A 19786-nucleotide genomic window follows, 5' to 3' on the forward strand; every position below is an offset into this window, starting at 1 on the left:
GCATACATCCTCACCCGTACCCGGCGTGCCGGGTGCGGCGTCGTCACCGGGGTTCAGCGGTTCGGCCATGTCGTCTCTCCCATCCACAGGCCGCCACAACGGTCGACAGCGCGGGTAAGGTCCGGCATGACGCGACCCCTTATGCCGCCCCGTTTCGCCTTTACCGTCACCGCCACCTCCGGCCGCGCCCGCACCGGGACTATCGCCATGCAGCGTGGCGAAATCCGCACCCCCGCCTTCATGCCGGTCGGTACCGCCGCCACGGTCAAGGCGGTCAAGCCGCAGGACGTGCGCGCCGCCGGTGCCGACATCCTGCTCGGCAACACCTATCACCTGATGCTGCGGCCCAGCGCCGAGCGGGTGGCGCGGCTAGGCGGGCTGCACGCCTTCATGGGCTGGGACCGGCCGATCCTGACCGACAGCGGCGGATATCAGGTGATGAGCCTGTCCGAACTGACCAAACGGTCGGAGGATGGCGTCGAGTTCAAGAGCCATCTGGACGGCACCCGTCATCTGATGAGCCCCGAACGATCGATGGAAATCCAGCGGCTGCTGGGCAGCGACATCGTCATGGCGTTCGACGAACTGGTGCCGACGACGTCGACCCCCGACGTACAGGCCCGCGCGATGGAGCGGTCGATGCGCTGGGCGCGTCGCAGCCGTGCCGGGTTCGACTCGGGCGAGGAGCATGCCTCACGCGCCGCCCTGTTCGGCATTCAGCAGGGAGCGCTCGACGAAAAGCTGCGCAAGGCGTCCGCCGATGCGCTGATCGATATCGGCTTCGATGGCTATGCGGTCGGCGGCCTTGCCGTGGGTGAGGGGCAGGAGGCGATGTTCGGCGTGCTCGATTATGCACCGGGCCAGTTGCCGGTCGACAAACCCCGCTATTTGATGGGCGTCGGCAAGCCCGACGACATCGTCGGCGCGGTCGAGCGCGGCATCGACATGTTCGATTGCGTGCTGCCGACCCGATCGGGTCGCACCGGCCAGGCGTTTACGCGCACCGGCCCGATCAACATCCGCAATGCCAAGTTTGCCGAGGATCTGGGCCCCGCCGACCCCGACTGCGCCTGTCCGACCTGCGGCAATTTCAGCCGCGCCTATCTCCACCATCTGGTCCGTGCGGGCGAGATATTGGGGGCGATGCTGATGACCGAGCATAATCTGTATTTCTATCAGGCGCTGATGGCCGATCTGCGCGCCGCCATCGCCAGCGACACGCTGCGTGTTTTCTCCGACGATTTCCGGGCACGCTACACGGCCGGGAAGCGTTGAGCATAAAAGAGGGAGAGGATCATGACCGAAAAAACCGCACTGAACGAGGTTGCCGCCGCGGCCAAGGAAGCCAAGCGCCTCGCCGACGCCGCGGCCGATACCCGGCAGCCGTCCAAGGGACAGGCATGGCCGCTGGTGCCGATCGGCGTCGGTATCGGCATCGGATCGGCCGCGCTTGCCGCTGCGCTGCTCTACGCCAATGCCGGCCGTAAAAAGGGCTGATCGGCCGGCGGGAGCGTCACGGGGGCTGATCCGGCGTGACGCCCGTAGCCGATGATACATTGACACCCGCCGCCCGCGCGGCCCACATCTCCGGCATTCTTCCTGCCGGAGTTTCCCAATGCGTCTCGGCCTTGCGTTGCTGATTTCGACCGCCCTGTTTGCCCCCGCCTATGCGCAGCCGCGTGCCGTGCCCGCGGCGGCGCAGGCGACGGTCCCGCCGATCGCCTATACCGAACGCACCCTGCCCAACGGCCTGCGTGTCTATGCCATTCGCGACACGTCGAGCGCGAACGTGTCGGTGCAGGTGTGGTACGATGTCGGGTCAAAGGACGATCCCGCCGGGCGGTCCGGCTTTGCGCACATGTTCGAACATTTAATGTTCAAGGCGACGCGCAATCTGGTGCCCGAACAGCTCGACCGGCTGACCGAGGATGTCGGAGGGTACAACAACGCGTCGACTGCCGACGACTACACCAATTATTTCGAGGTGGTGCCGGCCAACCATCTGCAACGGCTGTTGTTCGCCGAGGCCGACCGGATGGCGACGCTGGTCGTCGATCCCAAGACCTTCGCGTCGGAACGCGAGGTCGTGAAGGAGGAATTGCGCAGCCGCATCCTCGCGCAGCCCTATGGCAAGCTGTTCGGCCTGTATGCGCCGATGGTGTCGTATAGCCGCCATCCCTATGCCCGGCCCGGCATCGGATCGATCGCCGATCTGGACGCGGCGACGATCGACGATATCCGCGCCTTCCACGCGACCTATTACCGGCCCGACAATGCCGTGCTGGTGGTCGCCGGCAATTTCGATCCCGCGCAACTGAACCGCTGGGTCGACCAGTATTTCGGTCCGATCGCCAAGCCCGGCCGCCCGATCCCCCGCGTGACGATCGACGAACCCGTTCGCCAGCAATCGGTGACGAAGACGGTGTACGAGGCGAACACGCCATTGCCCGCCGTCCTGATCAGCTATCCCCTGCCGCCCGCCAATCATCCCGATCAGGCGGCGCTCAAGGTGCTCGACGCGATCCTGTCGGGCGGCGACAATTCGCGGCTGCACCAGTCGCTGGTCTATCGCGACCAGATCGCGCAGGATGTCGGCGTCCAGCTCGACGCCAAACAGGGGCCGGGCACGCTGTCGCTTTACGCGATCCTTGCCGGCGGCAAATCGGTGTCGGATGGCGAGGCGGCGCTCAAGCGCGAGGTCGCCAGCCTGATCGCGACCCCGCCGACGGCGGCCGAACTGGCCGAGGCGAAGAACGAGATCACCACCGCCGAACTGCTGTCGCGCGAAACGGCGGAGGGCAAGGCGTCGGCGTTGGCGCAGGGCGTCATCGTCGAGCGCGATCCGCAGGCAGCGGACAAGGGCCTGGCCGCGATCGGCCGCGTCACCGCCGCCGATGTGCAGCGCGTCGCCAGGACCTGGCTGGCCGCCAACCGCGCGGCGACCGTCCGCTATCTGCCCGACACCGCCAAACCGGCGAACGCGACCAGCGACCCGATCGCCATCGCCAGCAGCGTCGTCACCACGCCGCTGGCGGTGCCGCCCGGCATCGCGGTGTACACCCCCGCCCCCGAAGGCCAGCGCATCCTGCCCCCCGCCCCGGCCGCACCGGTGCAGGTCGCGATCCCCGTGCCGATCGAACGGCGCCTGCCCAACGGCATGCGGATCGTGCTGGTCGAAAAGCGCGGGGTACCGATCATCACCGCCGCGCTGGTCGGGGGCGGTGGCGCGGTGGCCGATCCGCAGGACCGCGCGGGCGTCGGCGAACTGACCGCGGGATTGCTGACCCAAGGCACCAAGACGCGCTCGGCGACCGAGATCGCCCGCGCGGTCGAATCGCTGGGCGGCAGCATCGGCAGCGGCGCGGGCTGGGATTCGCAGAGCGTGACGCTGACCGTCGGATCGGCACAGGCCGCGCCCGCGCTCGCCATCCTTGCCGATGTCGCGCGCAACCCGGCCTTTGCTCAGGACGAGATCGAGCGGCTGCGGACACGGACCATCGACGGCGTGTCGGTGGCGCTGACCGATCCGGGGCAGCTGGCGGGCCTAGTCGCCGATCGCGTCGTGTTCGGCGCATCGCCCTATGGCCATCCGGCAACGGGCACGCCGACATCGCTGAAGGCGATCACGCGCGACGATGTCGTCACCGCCTATCGTCGGGCGTGGCAGCCGGCGGAGGCGACGCTGGTGCTGGTCGGCGATCTGACGGCGGACGCCGGGATGGCGCTGGCCACGCGATTGTTCGGCGACTGGACGGCGCAACCCGGCTCTGCCGCCGCGCCCGCGCCGGTATATGCCGCGCCGCAACCCCGCGTGATCGTGGTCGACATGCCCGGTGCCGGACAGGCGGGTGTGGTCGTCGCCCGTCCCGGCATCGCGCGGGACGACAAGAATTATTTCCCCGCCGCCGTTGCCAATGCGACGCTCGGCGTCGGTTTCTCCTCGCGGCTCAACCAGGAAATCCGCATCAAGCGCGGTCTCGCCTATGGTGCGCGATCCGAGCTCGACGCCCGGCGCCGGGGCGGTGCCATCGGCGCGTCGACCCAGACCAAGAACCCGTCGGCACCCGAGGTGGTCAAGATCATCACCGACGAGTTGCGCCGACTGGGCAGCGAACCGGCACTCGAGGCCGAACTGGCGACGCGCAAGGCGGTGCTGACCGGCAATTTCGGGCGGACGATCGAACGGACCAGCGGTATTGCCGGCACCTTCGCCACCTATGTCGCCGATGGCGTGCCGCTGGCGCGCATCGCGACCTTCCTCCCCTCGGTCGAGGCGGTCGGGCCGGCGGCGGTCCAGTCGGTGGCGGCGCGGGTGATGGACCCGAAGGCGGCAAGCATCGTCGTGGTCGGCGACGCCAAGCAGTTCCTCGAACCGCTGCGGGCGGCCTATCCGCAGCTGGTGGTGATCCCCGCCGCGTCGGTCGATCTCGGAAGCGCGAATCTGGGCGCCAAATAATCCTCCCCGCTCCGCGGGGAGGGGGACCAGCCACAGGCTGGTGGAGGGGGATGTCCGCGAGCGGTGCGCTTGTGGCGATCCCCCTCCACCACCGCTTCGCGGCGGTCACCCCCCCATGCCGGGGAGGATTTCTTCACGAGACGGGCAGATATTTCGGTTACAGGCCAGCACGATGGCGACGTTTTCGACCCTTGTCCGGAACCGGTGGATAGCGATCGGCATCGCCCTGATCTTCGCCGGGACCGTGCTCGCGACCTTCCACCCCCGTGAACCGCAACCGGCACCCCCGCCCGCCCGATCGGGCTACGAAGCCGACGACCATTTTCCAGGCGCGGCCCTGCTGTTGCTCGACGCCCCGGTCGGCCGCGGCGAGACCGGCACGACCGCCCTGCCCCCGCTACCCGTCCCGAACGACACCACCGACACCTCGATCCGCGCCGCCCGACCCTTTGCTCTACGCGGCAGCCAGATCGACCGTGCCCGCGCGCTGCAGTGTTTGACGAGCGCGATCTATTACGAGGCCGGCAACGAACCCGATGCGGGGCAGCGTGCGGTGGCGCAGGTCGTCCTGAACCGCGTGCGGCACCCCGCCTCTCCGGCGACGGTGTGCGGCGTGGTGTTTCAGGGTTCGGATCACCCGCGTTGCCAATTCAGCTTCGCATGCGACGGCGCGATGGCGCGGACGCCGGCTCCGGCAGTCTGGCTGCGCGCCCGGCGGGTTGCGGCGCGGGCGCTGGCGGGCGAGGTGTTCGCGCCGGTCGGGCTGGCGACGCATTACCATACCTATGCCGTCACCCCGTCGTGGAACCGGACACTGGTGATGACCGGCGTGTTCGGCGCGCATTTTTTTCATCGGTGGAAGGGCGGATGGGGCACGCCCGCCGCCTTTCGCGACCGCTATGTCGGTGGCGAGCCGCTGCCGGGGCCGCCTCAGGCCGTGCCGCTGCCCGCGACGACGGTACCGATGGCGACGGTACCGCCTCCGATCGCGGCGCTGCCGCTGCCCGTGCCGGTTTCAACGGCGACACCTGCGCCGGTCACGCTACCGGCGGATTCGCAGATCCTCGACCGGTGGAAGGATTCGGGTCGGCCGCTGCGCTGACGTGACATTCGCGTGTCCCGCGCCTACCTGCACCGCGAACCATCGGAGAGTTTCCCATGTCGCTGACCGTCGCCGTCCAGATGGACCCCATATCGGGCATCAACATCGCAGGCGATTCGACCTTCGCGCTGATGCTGTCGGCGCAGGCGCGCGGGCATCGGCTGTTCCATTATGCCGCCGAAGACCTGAACCAGTCGGGCGATCGGATATGGGCGCGGGCACAGCCGGTGACGGTGCAGCGGGTGGTCGGCGATCACTTCACGCTCGGCGATCCGGTCTTACTCGACCTCGGCGAACAGGCCGATGTCGTGCTGATGCGGCAGGACCCGCCGTTCGACCTCGGCTATATCACTGCGACGCACCTGCTGGAGCGGATCAGCGACCGGACGTTGGTCGTCAACGATCCGGCATCAGTCCGCAATGCGCCGGAAAAGCTGTTCGTGCTCGACTATCAGCGGTTCATGCCGCCGACGCTGATCACCCGGTCGGTCGACGAAGCGCGCGCGTTCCTTGCCGAACATGGGTCGGTCGTGGTGAAGCCGCTGCACGGCAATGGCGGCAAGGCGATCTTCAAAATCGACAGCAATGCGCAGAACCTGTCGTCGCTGATCGAGGTGTTCAACACCGCCTACCGCGAACCGCACATGGTGCAGGCGTTCCTGCCAGCGGTGGCGCAGGGCGACAAGCGGATCGTGCTGGTCGATGGCGAGGTCGCGGGCGCGGTCAACCGCCTGCCGGGCGCGGGTGAGATCCGGTCGAACCTCGCGGTCGGCGGCACCGCTGCCAAGACCGAACTGACGCAGCGCGAGCGCGAGATCTGTGCGGCTCTCGGGCCGGAGCTCAAGCGGCGCGGGCTGATCTTCGTCGGGATCGACGTGATCGGCGGCGAATGGCTGACCGAAATCAACGTCACCTCCCCCACCGGCATCGTCGCGATCGAGAAATTCGACGGCACCGACGTTGCGGGCATGATCTGGGACGCGATCGAGGCACGGGTGGCGGCGCGGTAACGGCACGAAAGCCGCGTCCGCACGTTCCCAGACCCCATGACGACCTTCATTCTCGATGCCATCGCGCGCGGCGGCTATATCGGCATCTTCCTGTTGATGGCGCTGGAAAATGTCGTGCCACCGATCCCGTCGGAGGTCATCATGGGCCTTGGCGGGATGGCGGTCGCGCGCGGCGACATGACGATGGTGCCGTTGCTGCTATGGGGGACCGCCGGGACTACGGCCGGCAATTACTTCTGGTACGCGATCGGGCGGCGGTTCGGCTATCACGGGCTCAAGCCGTTCGTCGATCGCTGGGGCCGGTGGCTGACCGTCGAATGGGAGGATGTCGAGAAGCTGCACCGCTTTTTCCGCAAACATGGCGGCAAGACGGTGTTCGTCTTCCGGTTCATGCCGACGTTCCGCACGCTGATCTCGCTGCCCGCCGGCATGGCGTGCATGCCGCGCTGGCGCTTTTTTCTCGCGACCTTCACCGGCAGCATCGTGTGGAATGCGGTGCTCGCCTATGCCGGGCTGTGGCTGGGATCGAATTTCGAACAGCTCGACCAGTATGTCGGCCCGGTCGCGATCGGCATGTCGGTCGCGATCGTGCTGTTCTACGTGTACCGCGTCGTCACGTGGAAGCCGCGGGCGCAACGCTGACGTCGATCGCGTGCGGTACCGGCCGATCAGAGCGGGCACTGGCGCAGCGCGTCACGCGAACCAATGCAGCCCCACATGAAAATCGCCCCGGTGTGACCCGGGGCGATTTCGTTTACGTGCCGTGCGCGCCCGATCAGGCGACGGGCGGGGCGGCCTCTTCTTCCGTACGCACGCGCCGGCGGCGGCGCGGGCGGTCGGCAGCATCGTCGCCGGCCGACAGCGCCGGCGGCAGGCGGTCGGCTTCGATCGACGGTGCCGCTTCCTCGACGGGGGCCGGCGCAGCTTCGGCGCGGGCGCGCGGCGTGCGGCGACGGACCGGCTTCGCTTCGGTCGCTTCAGCAGTAACCGGAACGGGTGCCGGTTCGGCTACCGGAGCCACGTCGATCTGCTGCTCGGCCTGCTGCGTGCCGACTTCGCCCTCGACACCGCGCCGTTCGCCCGGATCGGCGGCCGGCTGCTGCATCCGGCCACCGTCGCGGCGCAGACGCTCGCGCGGCTGGCGTTCTTCCCGCGGCGCGCGGTCTTCGCGCGACTGACGCTCTTCGCGTGGCTGACGGTCGTCACGGGGGGCACGGTCGTCGCGAGCCTGACGTTCTTCACGCGGCTGGCGATCCTCACGAGGAGCGCGGTCGTCGCGGGCCTGACGCTCTTCGCGCTGGCCGCGGTCTTCGCGCGGCTGGCGATCGTCCCGGGCGTAGCGATCGTCGCGCTGGGCGCGGGGCTGGCGGTCGTCACGATTGCCACGATCTTCACGCGGGCGATCGTCGCGCTGGTTGCCACGATCGTTGCCGGCCTCGTTCTCGTCGAGATCGAAATCCTCGTCATCGGCACCGTCGAAATCGTCGCGGGCGCGACGCTGTTCCTCGACACGCGAGCGACCGGCTTCGAGCACGCGGAAATAATGGTCGGCGAACTGGAGGTAATATTCGGTGTTCACCCGATCGCCGGCGCGTTGGGCGTCGGCGGCGAGGTTCTTGTACTTTTCCAGCAACTGCGCCGCATTGCCACGCGCGCGATTGTCGATGCGATTGCCGTTGTCGCGCGAATTGCCGCCGCCGGTTCCCGGCTGACGCTGAGTACCGCGACCGCGACGGCGGCCGGCCTGACGATTGTTCATCAAGGGTTGGTTGTCCTGTCCTTACCTGTCCGTCGATCTACCGATCGCGGATGCGAGCAAATCCGCAAGGCGATGCACGGGCACCGTCCGCCTGCCATGACCACCGGACGACAGTGGCGCACATGACGATGGAAGGAGCCACGCCCCGCAATCAACGACCTGGTCGATGGTGCCTGCCCCAAGCCGGTCTTAGCGGCTGCGCACGGCTTCTCCAAGGAAAATATGGCTTCGAAGCGCCGGATTTCAACCGGCAACCACACAGCGCGGCCGGTCGCCGAGGTCGCGTACCAGTCGCGCCGACAGGCCGGCGGCACGGACCAGCGCGAGGACGGCATCGCCCTGTTCATGCCCGATCTCGATCGCGGCGATCCCGCCGGGCGCGAGCAGGCGCGGCAGGTCGGGGACGATGCGGCGATAATCGTCCAGCCCGTCCGCTCCGGCGAACAATGCCGCCGCGGGTTCGTGACCGGCCACCTCCTGCGGCAACGCCTCCGCCGTCCCGATATAGGGCGGATTGGCGAGGATCAGGTCGAAGCGTTCGTCGATCCCGGCGGTCCAGTCGCCCGGCTGCAGGACGGCACGATCCGCCAATCCCAGCGCGACAGCATTGCGGCGGGCATAGTCGAGCGCCGTTTCCGACGCGTCGATGCCCAGCCCGCTCGCCTGCGGCCATTCGGCCAGCGCCGCCAGCAGCAGCGTGCCGGGTCCGGTGCCGAGGTCGAGGATGCGTCGTGGCGGACGTTCCGCGAAATGGTCGACCGCCGCCTCGATCAGCGTCTCGCTATCGGCGCGCGGCACCAGCACGCCGGGACCGACCGCGAGATCGATCGTCCAGAAGGCGCGGCTGCCGGTGATGTAGGCCACCGGTTCGTGGGTCAGGCGTCGTCGAACCAAGGGCTCGAACGTTGTCGGCACCGGATCGTCGAGCCGGGCAAGCAGCATTGCCTCCCGCGTGCAGCCTAGCGCATGGGCAGCGAGGAGTTCGGCGTCGAGACGAGGGGAGTCGGAGACGGGGGCGACCCGCGCCGTTGCTTCGGTCAGCGCTTTGCGGAGCGTGGTCATGGGTTCACGCGAAGGCGCGAAGACGCGAAGGAAAGAAGAGAGATTTCGCGCAGAGGCGCAGAGGCGCAGAGGCGCAGAGAGGGTGCCCTATGGGCGACATTCTACGCTGTAAGGCGCCTTCCGACTGGATTGCGATGACGGTTGAGAGGGATCGCTGCGCGATCAGCCTTCGCAACCTCTCTGCGCCTCTTCGCCTCTGCGCGAAATCTAACCTTCTTCTTCGTGTCTTCGCGCCTTCGCGTGAACCAAAATCAAGCATCCAGCGTCGCCAGCCGCTCCGCTTCGTCCTGCGCGATCAGTGCGCCGATCAGTTCTTCCATCTCGCCTTCCAGTATTTCCGGCAGGCGATGCAGCGTCAGGTTGATGCGGTGATCGGTCACCCGTCCCTGCGGGAAATTATAGGTGCGGATGCGTTCGGACCGGTCGCCCGATCCGACCATCGACCGGCGCGTGCCGGCGCGTTCGTCGGCAAGGCGCGCGCGTTCGGCCTCGTACAGTCGGGTGCGCAGGACCTTCAGCGCCTTGGCCTTGTTCTTGTGCTGCGACTTTTCGTCCTGCTGGATCACGACCAGCCCGGTCGGCAAGTGGGTGATGCGTACCGCCGAATCGGTTGTGTTGACCGACTGCCCCCCCGGCCCCGACGAGCGATAGACGTCGATGCGCAGGTCACGCGCCTCGTCGATCTGGACGTCGACTTCCTCGGCTTCGGGCAGGACGGCGACGGTCGCGGCGCTGGTATGGATGCGCCCGCCACTCTCGGTCGCGGGCACGCGCTGGACGCGGTGGACGCCGCTTTCGAATTTCATCCGCGCGAACACGCCCGCGCCGGTCACGCTGGCGACGACTTCCTTGTAACCGCCCGCGTCCGACACCGATGCCGAGATCAGTTCGACCCGCCAGCCGCGATTGTCGGCATAGCGTTGGTACATGCGGAACAGGTCGCCGGCGAACAGCGCCGCTTCGTCGCCGCCGGTGCCGGCGCGGATTTCGAGCATCGCCGCGCGTTCGTCGGCGGCGTCGCGCGGCAGCAGCGCCAGCGCGAGCGCACGTTCGGCCGTGTCGAGTTGCTGGCGGTTGGCGTGCAGTTCCTCGACCGCCATCGCGCGCAGGTCGTCATCGGCGTCCTGCGTCATATAGGCGAGGCTCTCGCTCTCGGCGCGCAGCCGCCGCACCTCGCCCGCCGCCTGTGCGACGGGTTCGAGCTCGGCATATTCCTTCGACACCGCGACGAAGCGGTCGCCGGGCAGGTCGCCCGTCGCCATCTGCGCCGCCAGTTCGTCGCGCCGCGCCTCGATTTGGGCGATGCGTTCGGGAGCGATGGTCATGGATTATTGAAACCCGCGCTAGCCATGTCCCAGCCGAAACGCTCCCCAAGTGCATTCCGAACTAAGTCGTTGATTCGGTCCTGCTCGTAGTTTGGGGCGTTCGATCGGAAATGGCTCATACTCAATACTGACTGAACAGAAGAGCCCTGCCGTATGAACAGTACCGATCCAGTCTTATCCTTCTTTGCAAGCTCAATTCGTCGCTTCGCGTTGCCTCGATACGCAAGGATACTTGAAATTCCTGCTCGGCGTAGAAGAGCGACAGCTTCGACAGCGTCTTTTTCGAGATCGGGCTTGTCGGGTATGACGGTGACAGTTGGATAGACGGCCTCAGGCTCCTGCAGCAGCATCGCCAGCCGCTCAATCCCCGCCGCCCAGCCGACGCCGGGCGTGGCGGGGCCACCGAGGCTCTCGATCAACCCGTCATAGCGTCCGCCGGCCAGCACCGTCCCTTGCGCGCCCAGCCGGTCGGTGACGAATTCGAACGCGGTGTGGCGGTAATAGTCGAGCCCGCGCACCAGCCGGTCGTTGCGGGTCCACTTCACCCCCGCCGCGTCCAGCCCGCCGGTCACCGCCGCGAAGAAGTCGGCCGCCTCCGCCGTCAGATACCCGTCGATGCCCGGTGCCGAATCGGCGATCGGGCGATCGCGCGGGTCCTTCGAATCGAGAATGCGCATCGGATTTTTGTCGAGCCGCTTGAGGCTATCTTCCGACAGGTCGCCGCGATGGCCCATGAAATGCTCGACCAGCGCGGTGCGCCAAGCGTCGCGCGTCGCGGCATCGCCCAGCGTGTTGAGCTGCAACGTCACGCCGTCGGCTATGCCGAGTTCGTGGAGCAGCTGATCGGCCATCGCCAGCAATTCGACATCGGCCATCGGCTCGGCCGCGCCGATCACTTCGGCGTCGATCTGATGGAACTGGCGATAGCGGCCCTTTTGGGGGCGTTCGTAGCGGAACACGGGCCCATGCGTCGCGAGCTTGAGCGGCGCATATTGCTGCCACCCCTCGGTCAGGTACGCGCGGGCGATGCCGGCGGTGAATTCGGGACGCAGCGTCAGCGAATCGCCGCCGCGATCCTCGAACGAATACATTTCCTTCGACACGACGTCGGTCGTCTCGCCCAGCGAGCGCGCGAAGACCGCGGTCGATTCGAACACCGGCACCTCGACCCGCGAGAAGCAGTACAGGCGGCGGACGCGTTCGAACGTTTCGGCGACATGGGCGAAGCGCCGTTCGAAATCGCCGAATATGTCCTGGGTGCCCCGGACGGGGCGGGGGGTGGTGATCTTGGCCATTGGGCGGCGGTATTTATGGTCTTCGCCGTCCGAACGCCAGCGATTAGCGTGACGGTACGGCGTTCGCGCCTGCCCGGTCGGGCGGCGACGTCGCGAACGCGCACCATTGACCATGTCCGCCCGACTGTGGCAGTGGCATCGCCTCCACGCCGCAGCGTGCGGGCGGGTATAGTACAATGGTAGTACAGCAGCCTTCCAAGCTGAATACACGGGTTCGATTCCCGTTACCCGCTCCAATCCCCTATCGCGGACCGAACAGGATCACCGCGCAGCCGGCGACACACAGCGCGGCCCCGGTCAGGTCGAACCGGTCGGGCACCAGCCCTTCGACCGCCCAGCCCCACAGCACCGCGCTCAGGATATAGACGCCACCATAGGCCGCATAGGCGCGCCCGGCCCCGGCGGCATCGCTTTGCGCCAGCACCCATGCGAATGCCGCGAGCGCCGCGACGCCCGGCAGCAGCCACCATGGCGAACGGTCGAGCCGCCACCATGCCCAGAAGGCGAAACAGCCGCCGATTTCGAGCAGTGCGGCGATAGCGAAGAGGATCGGGGTCGGGATAGGCTTTTCCCGTAAAAGCACCGCCGCGCCGAAGCGCGGGCGGTGGTGGACAGGGCTGGATTCGAACCAGCGTACGGGAAACCCGGGCAGATTTACAGTCTGCTGCCTTTAACCACTCGGCCACCTGTCCAGCCGCCACCTGAACGGGCGGGCCGTTCAAGCGAGCGCGCCCATTGCCGGTCCGCAGCGGCGCTGTCAACGCCTTGCGCCACTTTGTCGGGCAACTTAGCGTCGCAGCCCTGACTTTTTTGATGTGAGGGCACCCCATTGCGCGCAATCCTGCTGGCCACCACCCTGATCGCCGCTCCGCTGGCGGCACAGAGCGTCGATCGCGACGCCGTGAACCGGATCATCGACGAGGGCACCAGCCATACGCAGGTCATGCCGATCGCCCAGCACCTGACCGACCGGATCGGCCCGCGCCTGCCCAATTCGCCGGCGATGCGAGAGGCGGAACGCTGGACCGAGGCCAAGTTTCGCGAATGGGGTCTCACCGCGAGCAAGGAAGGGTTCGAGTTCGGGCGCGGCTGGACGATCGAACGCTCCAGCGTCCGCATGGTCACACCGCGACCGGTACAGCTGACCGCGATCCCGATCGCGTGGACGCCCGGCACCAACGGCCGCATCACCGCGCCGGTGATCGTCGCCCCGATCGCGGAAGAAAAGGACTTTGCCGACTGGCGCGGCAAGCTGTCGGGCAAGGTCGTGATGGTCAGCAAGCCCGGCACCGGATCGGAACCGGATGAAGCGCCGTTCCGCCGCCTGACCGGCGAGGATCTGGCCAAGGCTGATAGCTGGCGCGAGCCGGTGTTCGACCCCGCCGATACCGATCGCCGCGCCAAGCGGCTCGACTTCGCGCGCAAGCTCGATGCGTTCCTGAAAAGCGAGGGCGCGGTGGCGATGGCGACCATGTCGTCGCGCGACGGCAAGCTGCTGCACGGGTCGGGTTACCTCTTCACCCGCGAGGTCGCGCCCGCCTTGCCAGCAATCGAGATCGCGGCGGAGGATTATCGCCGGCTCGCGCGCCTGTCGGTCGACGGCGCGGCACCGACGATCGAAATCGACACGCAGGTTCGCTTCGACGACAGCGACGCCACTGCCTACAACATCATCGCCGACCTGCCCGGCACCGATCCCAAGGCCGGCTATGTCATGGCGGGCGCGCATTTCGACAGCTGGGTCGCGGGCGACGGGGCCGCCGACAATGCCGCGGGCACCGCGGTGGTGATGGAGGCGGCGCGCATCCTCTCGACGCTGAAGGTCCGGCCGAAGCGCACCATCCGTTTCGCGCTGTGGAATGCCGAGGAACAGGGGCTGCTCGGCAGCCTCGCCTATGTCGAACAGCATATCGCGGCGCGGCCCGAACCGGCGGGCGGCAAGGATGGCGGGCTGGCGCGCTTCTATGGCTGGACCAACCGCTTTCCGATCACGAAGAAGCCCGGCTATGATGCGATGACCGCGTATTTCAACATCGACAACGGATCGGGCAAGATCCGCGGGATCAATGCCGAGAACAATGTCGCCGCGGTGCCGACCCTGCGCGAATGGCTCAGCCCCTTCGCATCGATGGGCGCGACCACCGTCGCCAACCGGCGGACCGGATCGACCGATCACTATTTCTTCCAGTCGGTGGGCCTGCAGGGATACCAGTTCATTCAGGACCCGCTCGACTATGGCAGCCGCTTGCACCATACGAGCGTCGATACCTACGATCACCTCAAAGGCCCCGATATGCGGCAGAACGCGATCATCCTCGCGTCGATCCTGCTGAGCGCGGCCAATGCCGAACGGCCGCTGCCGCGTCCGCCCCTGCCCACCCAGCCGGTCGCCACCGACCCCTACGCAATCCCTGAGAAAGACTGACATGGCCCGCAAAGGACACCGCCCCAGCAAGGCTTCACCGCAGCGTCCACGCTTCTGGGGCCGGCATGCCGCCTTTGCCGCGCTCGACAATCCCGAGCGGGTGATCCGCAAGATCTGGTGCACGCATGAAATGGGCGCGCAACTGGTGCTGCCCGAGGGGGTGCCGGTGGTCTATGCCGAGGTCGCCGATCTGGCGCGGCTGGTCCCGGCCGATGCGCCGCACCAGGGCATCGTGATCGAGGCCGATCCGCTGGAGGATATCTGGCTGGCCGACCTGATCGAACAGGGGCGCGACGACGACCGGCCGATCCTGTTGCTCGATCAGGTGACCGACCCGCATAATGTCGGCGCGATCCTGCGATCGGCGGCGGCGTTCGACGCGCTGGGCATCGTGACGCAGGACCGGCACGCCCCGCCCGAATCGGGCACGGTCGCGCGATCGGCATCGGGGGCGCTGGAAAGCGTGCCGTGGGTGCGGGTGGTGAACCTGTCGCGGGCACTGGTCGAGCTGGGCGAGGCCGGATACTGGCGCGTCGGGCTGACCGGCAAGACCGACACGACGCTGGCACAGGCGCTGGGGCCGAAGCGGGTCGCGCTGGTGCTGGGGGCCGAGGGCGAGGGCATGCGGCAGAATACCGAGGCGCATTGCGACATCCTCGCCAAGCTGCCGATTTCGGACCGGGTGGAAAGTCTGAACGTGTCGAACGCGGCGGCGATCGCGTTGTATGCGGTGGCGATGGCGAAGGGAGACTGACGAAGCAGCGAAGCTGGTTCGCAGCCCTCCCAAGCCCGGCCGGCGGGGCAAAGCTCCCGACCGACGCCATGGGCTTTGCCCATGGCGGGTTGTTGTTTGGGGAGCCGGGTTCTCGACGGACGCTTCTCGACTTCGCTCGAAGCTGCTCGAACTGAACGGGGGGTGCTCCCCTACTCCCTACCCCCCAACGACCCCGTTTGGTTCGAGTAGGGATCGAGCATCGTCGAGAGCCCGTATCGAGAACGGGGTTCCGCATACGCAGCCCGACATGGGCGAAGCCCATGTCGTCGGTCGGGCCGATCGCCCGCCGACCGGGCGGGGCATGGTGCGACCGGGGCTATCGCTGTGCTGCGTCTCTAATCTTCATCTGCAATGGTCACGGTGAGGCCCTCCAGCCCCGCCTCGAACCTCACCTGACACGACAACCGCGACGTATCGCGCCGGTCATCGACCGCATCCAACAGATCGTCCTCATCCTCGCCCATCGGCGGCAAGCGGTCGATGAATGCCGGGTCGACATAGACATGACAGGTCGCGCACGAACAGCCGCCGCCGCACAGCGCCAGCAGTTCGTCGAAGCCGTTGATCTTCAGCACTTCCATGACCGACAGCCCGGCCTCGCCGTCCACGGTTCGTTCTTCCCCGGCGCGGGTGACGACGGTAAGCTTGGGCATCGTTCGTTCTCCTGTCGCCGCCCCATGCCGGGACGGTCGATGCTTTTCAAGGACCGGTCATGGGACTTTCCGCCGAACAATTGCGCAGCTCGCTCGACGCGCTGGCGCTGATCGAGCCGGCGTTCGCGGCGGCGCTGGCCCATGCCGGCTATCCCGAACCGCGCATCCGCGACCGGGGCTATGCGACGCTGCTGCGGACCATCGTCGGGCAGCAGGTCAGCTACAAGGCGGCGGATGCGGTGTGGGCGAAGCTGGAGGCGGTGCTGGTCGACGCGACCGATCCGGCGCGGATCGCAGCGACCAGCGACGAGGACCTGCGCGCGGCCGGGCTGTCGCGGCAGAAGACCGGCTATGCCCGCAGCCTTGCCGAGGAAGTGCTGAGCGGGCGGCTCGACCTCGCCAACCTGCCCGCCGACGACGAGGAAGCGATCGTACAACTGGTGCGGATCAAGGGGATCGGGCGGTGGTCGGCCGAAATCTATCTGCTGTTCGCCGAGGGGCGGACCGATGTCTGGCCGGCGGGCGATCTGGCGGTGCAGGTCGAGATCGGACGGATATTGGGCCTGCCCGAACGGCCGAGCGAGAAGGCGATCCGCGAACTGGCGGAGAAATGGCGGCCGCATCGCAGCGCCGCGACGGTGTTTGCGTGGCACCATTATATGTTCGATCCGGCCACGCAGTCAGCGAAGAACAGCGCGATTTAGCGCGGCGGCCAAGGTCCAGCAAAGCTGGACTGAGGCTCAAGCCGCGCCCGGCCGGCGGCGCGAAAAGCGCCATCCGACGACACGGGCTTTGCCCGTGGCGGGCCTTCGAAAAACCGCGGATTTCCGCCAAAGGTCACAAAAGTCACACTTGCGGGCGTTTCGCCCAAAGTGTGTCGGTCAGGCATCGAAGACAGGACTGTCAAAGAGCCTGACCGACCATGGCAGGTCGGGCGGCTGTAGGACAGCGCCCCGCGCCGGTCACGGCATCGCGACGACCATCACGGTCAGCACCGCCGGTTCAATGCCGGCGATCTGCAGCAGGTGGCGGCCGGGCTGGAGGTCGAAGTCGACCATCTTGCGGATCGTCGAGCAGGCCGGGCCATGGCCGTGCGCCACGGAAGCCACCACCGTCGTCCCGCGCAGCACATCGATCCATGCCCCCGCCCCGAGCGCGACGCGGTAGCGCCCCGCCCTGGTCACGGTGAAGGCAAGGACGCCGCCATGGGTGCCGGGTTTTCCGGGCTTCGCCGGCGGTGCCGCGTAGGCGAGGCGCGACGCCGGGAGCAACGTCGCGGTAACCGCCGTGCCGATCGTCAGCGCGGCCGGCCGGGCCGCATCGGCGCTGGCCGTGACAGACACCGGACGCCGCCAGCCGTCCATGCCGGCGGGCAGCGCCACCGGGGTCGCCGGGCAGTCCGTTGCAGGTGCCGCCTGTGGCGTGGCGAGCAGGAGAAGGGTGGCAAGCAACATGGTCGTCCCCTGAACCAACGCGTTTTTCGTAGGATAGCGACCTTCGGCAAGATCGCCCCCCGTTCCGACCAGCCTATCTCGGTCGTGCTGTCGGGTCTATCATCGACCTGCAACAGCCGACCCCGCACCTGCTGGCAAGGAAATCCAGCCGGAAACTCGGTCGGGGTGCAGAACGGTCGCTGCGGAACAGGTCCGGGATGACGCGGACCATCGCAGTGGTTCGCTACCGTCGCGGGTCCGCGAGGCGTGCGCCTTTCGCGGCATCGGTCGGGTGCTGTAGCGCGGCGGTCGGTGGGTAGACCGCAAATCTACCGCCCCGCCCACCAATCGGCATAGGGCGTGTTCTCCACCTTGTGCCGGTTATAGTCGGGTGCGCCGTCGTCCCACCAGACCGGGCCACGTTCGCCCAACGCCACCTTCGCCGCATCGACCGCCTTGCGCGCCGTCGCCACCGCCGTGTCGTCGCCCGCGCGTTTGCCGGCCCCTACCGCCCGCCGCGCGTCCATCAGGTCGTGGACCAGCCGGTCGCGTTCGCCCTTTGACAGGTCCGGCCGGGTCGCGCGCCACACCACGCCGTCGACCACGATATAGCGGCCATCGGGCGTGCGGGGCGGGTCGGTCATGCCGGTTCGATCAGGCGCCGGGCCTGTGCGCGGGCTTCGTCGGTGATTTCCGCACCGGAAAGCATCCGCGCGATTTCCTCGCGGCGTTCGTCACTGGACAGCGGGCGGACGCCGGTGCGGGTGACGATGCCGTCATGCGCCTTCGCGATCAGCAGGTGGCGGTCGCCGCGCGCCGCGACCTGCGGACTGTGGGTGACGACCAGCAACTGCGTCGCGCGCGACAGGCGGTGGAGCCGGTCACCGATCGCCGAGGCGACCGCGCCGCCGACGCCACGGTCGATTTCGTCGAAGATCATCGTCGCCGCCCCGCCCTCTTCAGCCAGCGCGACCTTCAGCGCGAGGATGAAGCGCGACAATTCGCCGCCGCTCGCGATCTTGGCGAGCGGGGCGAAGGGCGCGCCGGGGTTGGTCGAGATTTCGAATTCCACCCGGTCGCGGCCCGACGACGACCATTGGCCTTCGTCGAGATCGGCGACGACGGTGCGAAACCGCGCGGCGTCGAGTTTCAGCGGGGCGAGTTCGCCCGCCACCGCCGCGTCGAGCCGCGTCGCCGCTTCGGTGCGGGCGGCGTGGACGCGATCGGCCTGCGCCAGATAGGCCGCGCGTGCAGTCGCAACCGCCGCCTCCAACTTGCCGATGCCGGCCTCACCCGATTCGAGCAGCGCCAGCCGCGCGGCGAGGTCGTCGGCGAGCGTGGCGAGGTCGTCGGGCTGGACCCGGTGCTTGCGCGCCATCGCCCGCAGCGCGAACAGCCGCGCCTCGTCGTCCTCCAGCGCGCCGGCGTCGAACGCCAGCGCATCGGTGGCGTCGCGCAACGCGGTTTCGGCGGCTTCGGCCTCGACCAGCGCGCGATCGACGGCGGCGAGCGATTCGGTCAGCGCCGGATGCGCTTCGGATATGCGTTCGAGCGCGCGTGCCGCCTGTCGCAGCACCGACAGCGCGCCATTGGGACCGTCGAGCCGTTCCTCGACCTGGGCCAAGTCGCCCGCGACCTTTTCGGCGCGCTGCATCGACCGGCGGCGTTCGGCGAGCGCCTCTTCCTCGCCCGTTTCGGGGGCGAGCGCGGTCAGTTCGCCGACGGCATGTTCGAGCCAGTCGCGGTCGCGCTGCGCCACCTCGATCTCCGCCAGCGCGACGCCGCGCGCCGCCTCCGCATCGCGCCAGTCGCGATAGGTGCGGGTCAGCGGCCCGGTATCGATCCGGCCGAACCCGTCGAGCAGCGCGCGGTGGCCGCGCGGGTTGAGCAGGCCGCGGTCGTCGTGCTGGCCGTGAATCTCGACCAGATGCGGGGCGAGATCGCGCAGCAATCCGGCGGATGCGGGCTGATCATTGACGAAGCCGCGGCTGCCGCCATCGGCCTTGACGATGCGGCGGATGATGAGCGGTTCGCCGGGTTCGAGGTCGAGGCCGTTATCGTCGAACAGCCGCGCGACCGGGCCGTCCTGTGCCGGGGCGGCGAAGATCGCGGTCACCGCCGCCTGTTTCGCACCATGCCGGACCAGCGCGGTATCGCCGCGCGCGCCGAGCGCGAGGCCGAGCGCGTCGAGCAGGATCGATTTGCCCGCGCCGGTTTCCCCGGTCAGCACGCCGAGGCCGCCGACGAAGTCGAGGTCGAGTGCCTCGATCAGCACCACGTCACGAATGGAAAGCGCCGTCAGCATCGCGCCCTCCTTACCCGTGGAACAGCCGGAGAACAAACCCCTTCGTGAGGGTCGGTGCGGGTTTGGGGTCGGTGATAGGGGGACCGCCAAAATTATCTCGTCACCCCGGACGTGATCGATACCATTGCGAAAGTCCCGACCCCTCCCCCTGTCGTACCCCCGCGTCGGCGGTCGTCCAGGGTTTCA

18 protein-coding genes and 2 tRNA genes are annotated in these 19786 nt (G+C 67.9%); 10 read left to right on the forward strand and 10 right to left on the reverse strand.

The features are described 5' to 3' along the window. The first annotated feature begins 141 nt into the window (after positions 1-141). From tgt to ASE70_RS09690, 6 genes are all read left to right on the forward strand, one after another. A complete protein-coding gene (gene tgt / locus ASE70_RS09665) occupies positions 142-1275 on the forward strand; it encodes a tRNA guanosine(34) transglycosylase Tgt (RefSeq protein ID WP_056504073.1) in 1134 nt (377 codons plus the stop codon). Between the two features lie 21 nt (positions 1276-1296). Further along, positions 1297-1497, forward strand: a complete 201-nt coding sequence (locus tag ASE70_RS09670) for a hypothetical protein (protein ID WP_056003549.1) — start codon at positions 1297-1299, stop codon at positions 1495-1497. Positions 1498-1615: 118 nt separating this feature from the next. Then, positions 1616-4456 carry a M16 family metallopeptidase gene (locus ASE70_RS09675; protein WP_056504076.1) on the forward strand — a complete coding sequence of 947 codons (2841 nt, stop codon included), beginning with the start codon at positions 1616-1618 and terminating at the stop codon, positions 4454-4456. Between the two features lie 172 nt (positions 4457-4628). After that, a complete protein-coding gene (locus ASE70_RS09680) occupies positions 4629-5558 on the forward strand; it encodes a cell wall hydrolase (protein ID WP_056504079.1) in 930 nt (309 codons plus the stop codon). 56 nt (positions 5559-5614) lie between these two features. Beyond that, complete coding sequence (gene gshB, locus ASE70_RS09685) at positions 5615-6568, forward strand: glutathione synthase (protein WP_056504082.1); 954 nt, start codon at positions 5615-5617, stop codon at positions 6566-6568. Positions 6569-6604: 36 nt separating this feature from the next. Then, positions 6605-7210, forward strand: a complete 606-nt coding sequence (locus ASE70_RS09690) for a DedA family protein (protein WP_056504085.1) — start codon at positions 6605-6607, stop codon at positions 7208-7210. A gap of 133 nt (positions 7211-7343) precedes the next feature. On the opposite strand, the gene ASE70_RS19165 is transcribed toward ASE70_RS09690, so the two are convergent. The 4 genes from ASE70_RS19165 to hisS form a co-directional block, all read right to left on the reverse strand. Beyond that, complete coding sequence (locus tag ASE70_RS19165; protein ID WP_235519739.1) at positions 7344-8327, reverse strand: DUF4167 domain-containing protein; 984 nt, start codon at positions 8325-8327, stop codon at positions 7344-7346. Positions 8328-8570: 243 nt separating this feature from the next. After that, complete coding sequence (gene prmC / locus ASE70_RS09700) at positions 8571-9389, reverse strand: peptide chain release factor N(5)-glutamine methyltransferase (protein ID WP_056504091.1); 819 nt, start codon at positions 9387-9389, stop codon at positions 8571-8573. Positions 9390-9640: 251 nt separating this feature from the next. Then, complete coding sequence (prfA, locus tag ASE70_RS09705; protein ID WP_056504092.1) at positions 9641-10714, reverse strand: peptide chain release factor 1; 1074 nt, start codon at positions 10712-10714, stop codon at positions 9641-9643. Continuing rightward, positions 10711-12009: a histidine--tRNA ligase gene (gene hisS, locus ASE70_RS09710; RefSeq protein WP_082450936.1), complete on the reverse strand. Its 1299-nt coding sequence runs from the start codon at positions 12007-12009 to the stop codon at positions 10711-10713. The genes prfA and hisS overlap by 4 nt, the downstream gene beginning before the upstream one ends. A 162-nt stretch (positions 12010-12171) precedes the next feature. Here hisS and ASE70_RS09715 point away from each other — a divergent pair. Continuing rightward, a tRNA-Gly gene (locus tag ASE70_RS09715) sits at positions 12172-12245 on the forward strand. A 5-nt stretch (positions 12246-12250) separates the two neighbouring features. Here ASE70_RS09715 and ASE70_RS09720 read toward each other — a convergent pair. Both ASE70_RS09720 and ASE70_RS09725 read right to left on the reverse strand, forming a co-directional pair. Next, positions 12251-12592 carry a YnfA family protein gene (locus ASE70_RS09720; protein ID WP_443024867.1) on the reverse strand — a complete coding sequence of 114 codons (342 nt, stop codon included), beginning with the start codon at positions 12590-12592 and terminating at the stop codon, positions 12251-12253. Positions 12593-12614: 22 nt separating this feature from the next. Then, a tRNA-Tyr gene (locus ASE70_RS09725) sits at positions 12615-12701 on the reverse strand. A gap of 137 nt (positions 12702-12838) precedes the next feature. Here ASE70_RS09725 and ASE70_RS09730 point away from each other — a divergent pair. Next, complete coding sequence (locus tag ASE70_RS09730; RefSeq protein WP_056399173.1) at positions 12839-14434, forward strand: M20/M25/M40 family metallo-hydrolase; 1596 nt, start codon at positions 12839-12841, stop codon at positions 14432-14434. Position 14435: 1 nt separating this feature from the next. Beyond that, complete coding sequence (gene rlmB, locus ASE70_RS09735; RefSeq protein WP_056003516.1) at positions 14436-15188, forward strand: 23S rRNA (guanosine(2251)-2'-O)-methyltransferase RlmB; 753 nt, start codon at positions 14436-14438, stop codon at positions 15186-15188. Between the two features lie 356 nt (positions 15189-15544). Here rlmB and ASE70_RS09740 read toward each other — a convergent pair whose 3' ends face one another. Beyond that, positions 15545-15862, reverse strand: coding sequence for a 2Fe-2S iron-sulfur cluster-binding protein (locus tag ASE70_RS09740; RefSeq protein ID WP_056399167.1), 318 nt, complete (start codon positions 15860-15862; stop codon positions 15545-15547). A 59-nt stretch (positions 15863-15921) separates the two neighbouring features. On the opposite strand from ASE70_RS09740, the gene ASE70_RS09745 reads away from it, so the two are divergent. Next, positions 15922-16566 (forward strand): DNA-3-methyladenine glycosylase family protein, encoded by a 645-nt coding sequence (locus ASE70_RS09745; RefSeq protein ID WP_056504095.1) that lies wholly within the window; start codon positions 15922-15924, stop codon positions 16564-16566. A gap of 258 nt (positions 16567-16824) precedes the next feature. Here the strand turns inward: ASE70_RS09745 and ASE70_RS09750 are convergent, their stop codons facing one another. From ASE70_RS09750 to recN, 3 genes are all read right to left on the reverse strand, one after another. Then, positions 16825-17316: a hypothetical protein gene (locus ASE70_RS09750; RefSeq protein WP_056504099.1), complete on the reverse strand. Its 492-nt coding sequence runs from the start codon at positions 17314-17316 to the stop codon at positions 16825-16827. 308 nt (positions 17317-17624) lie between these two features. Next, positions 17625-17939 carry a hypothetical protein gene (locus ASE70_RS09755; protein ID WP_056504102.1) on the reverse strand — a complete coding sequence of 105 codons (315 nt, stop codon included), beginning with the start codon at positions 17937-17939 and terminating at the stop codon, positions 17625-17627. After that, a complete protein-coding gene (gene recN / locus ASE70_RS09760) occupies positions 17936-19600 on the reverse strand; it encodes a DNA repair protein RecN (RefSeq protein WP_056504105.1) in 1665 nt (554 codons plus the stop codon). The genes ASE70_RS09755 and recN overlap by 4 nt, the downstream gene beginning before the upstream one ends. Positions 19601-19786 lie beyond the last annotated feature (186 nt).

The organism is Sphingomonas sp. Leaf22 (genome assembly GCF_001421715.1).
Lineage (GTDB): Bacteria > Pseudomonadota > Alphaproteobacteria > Sphingomonadales > Sphingomonadaceae > Sphingomonas.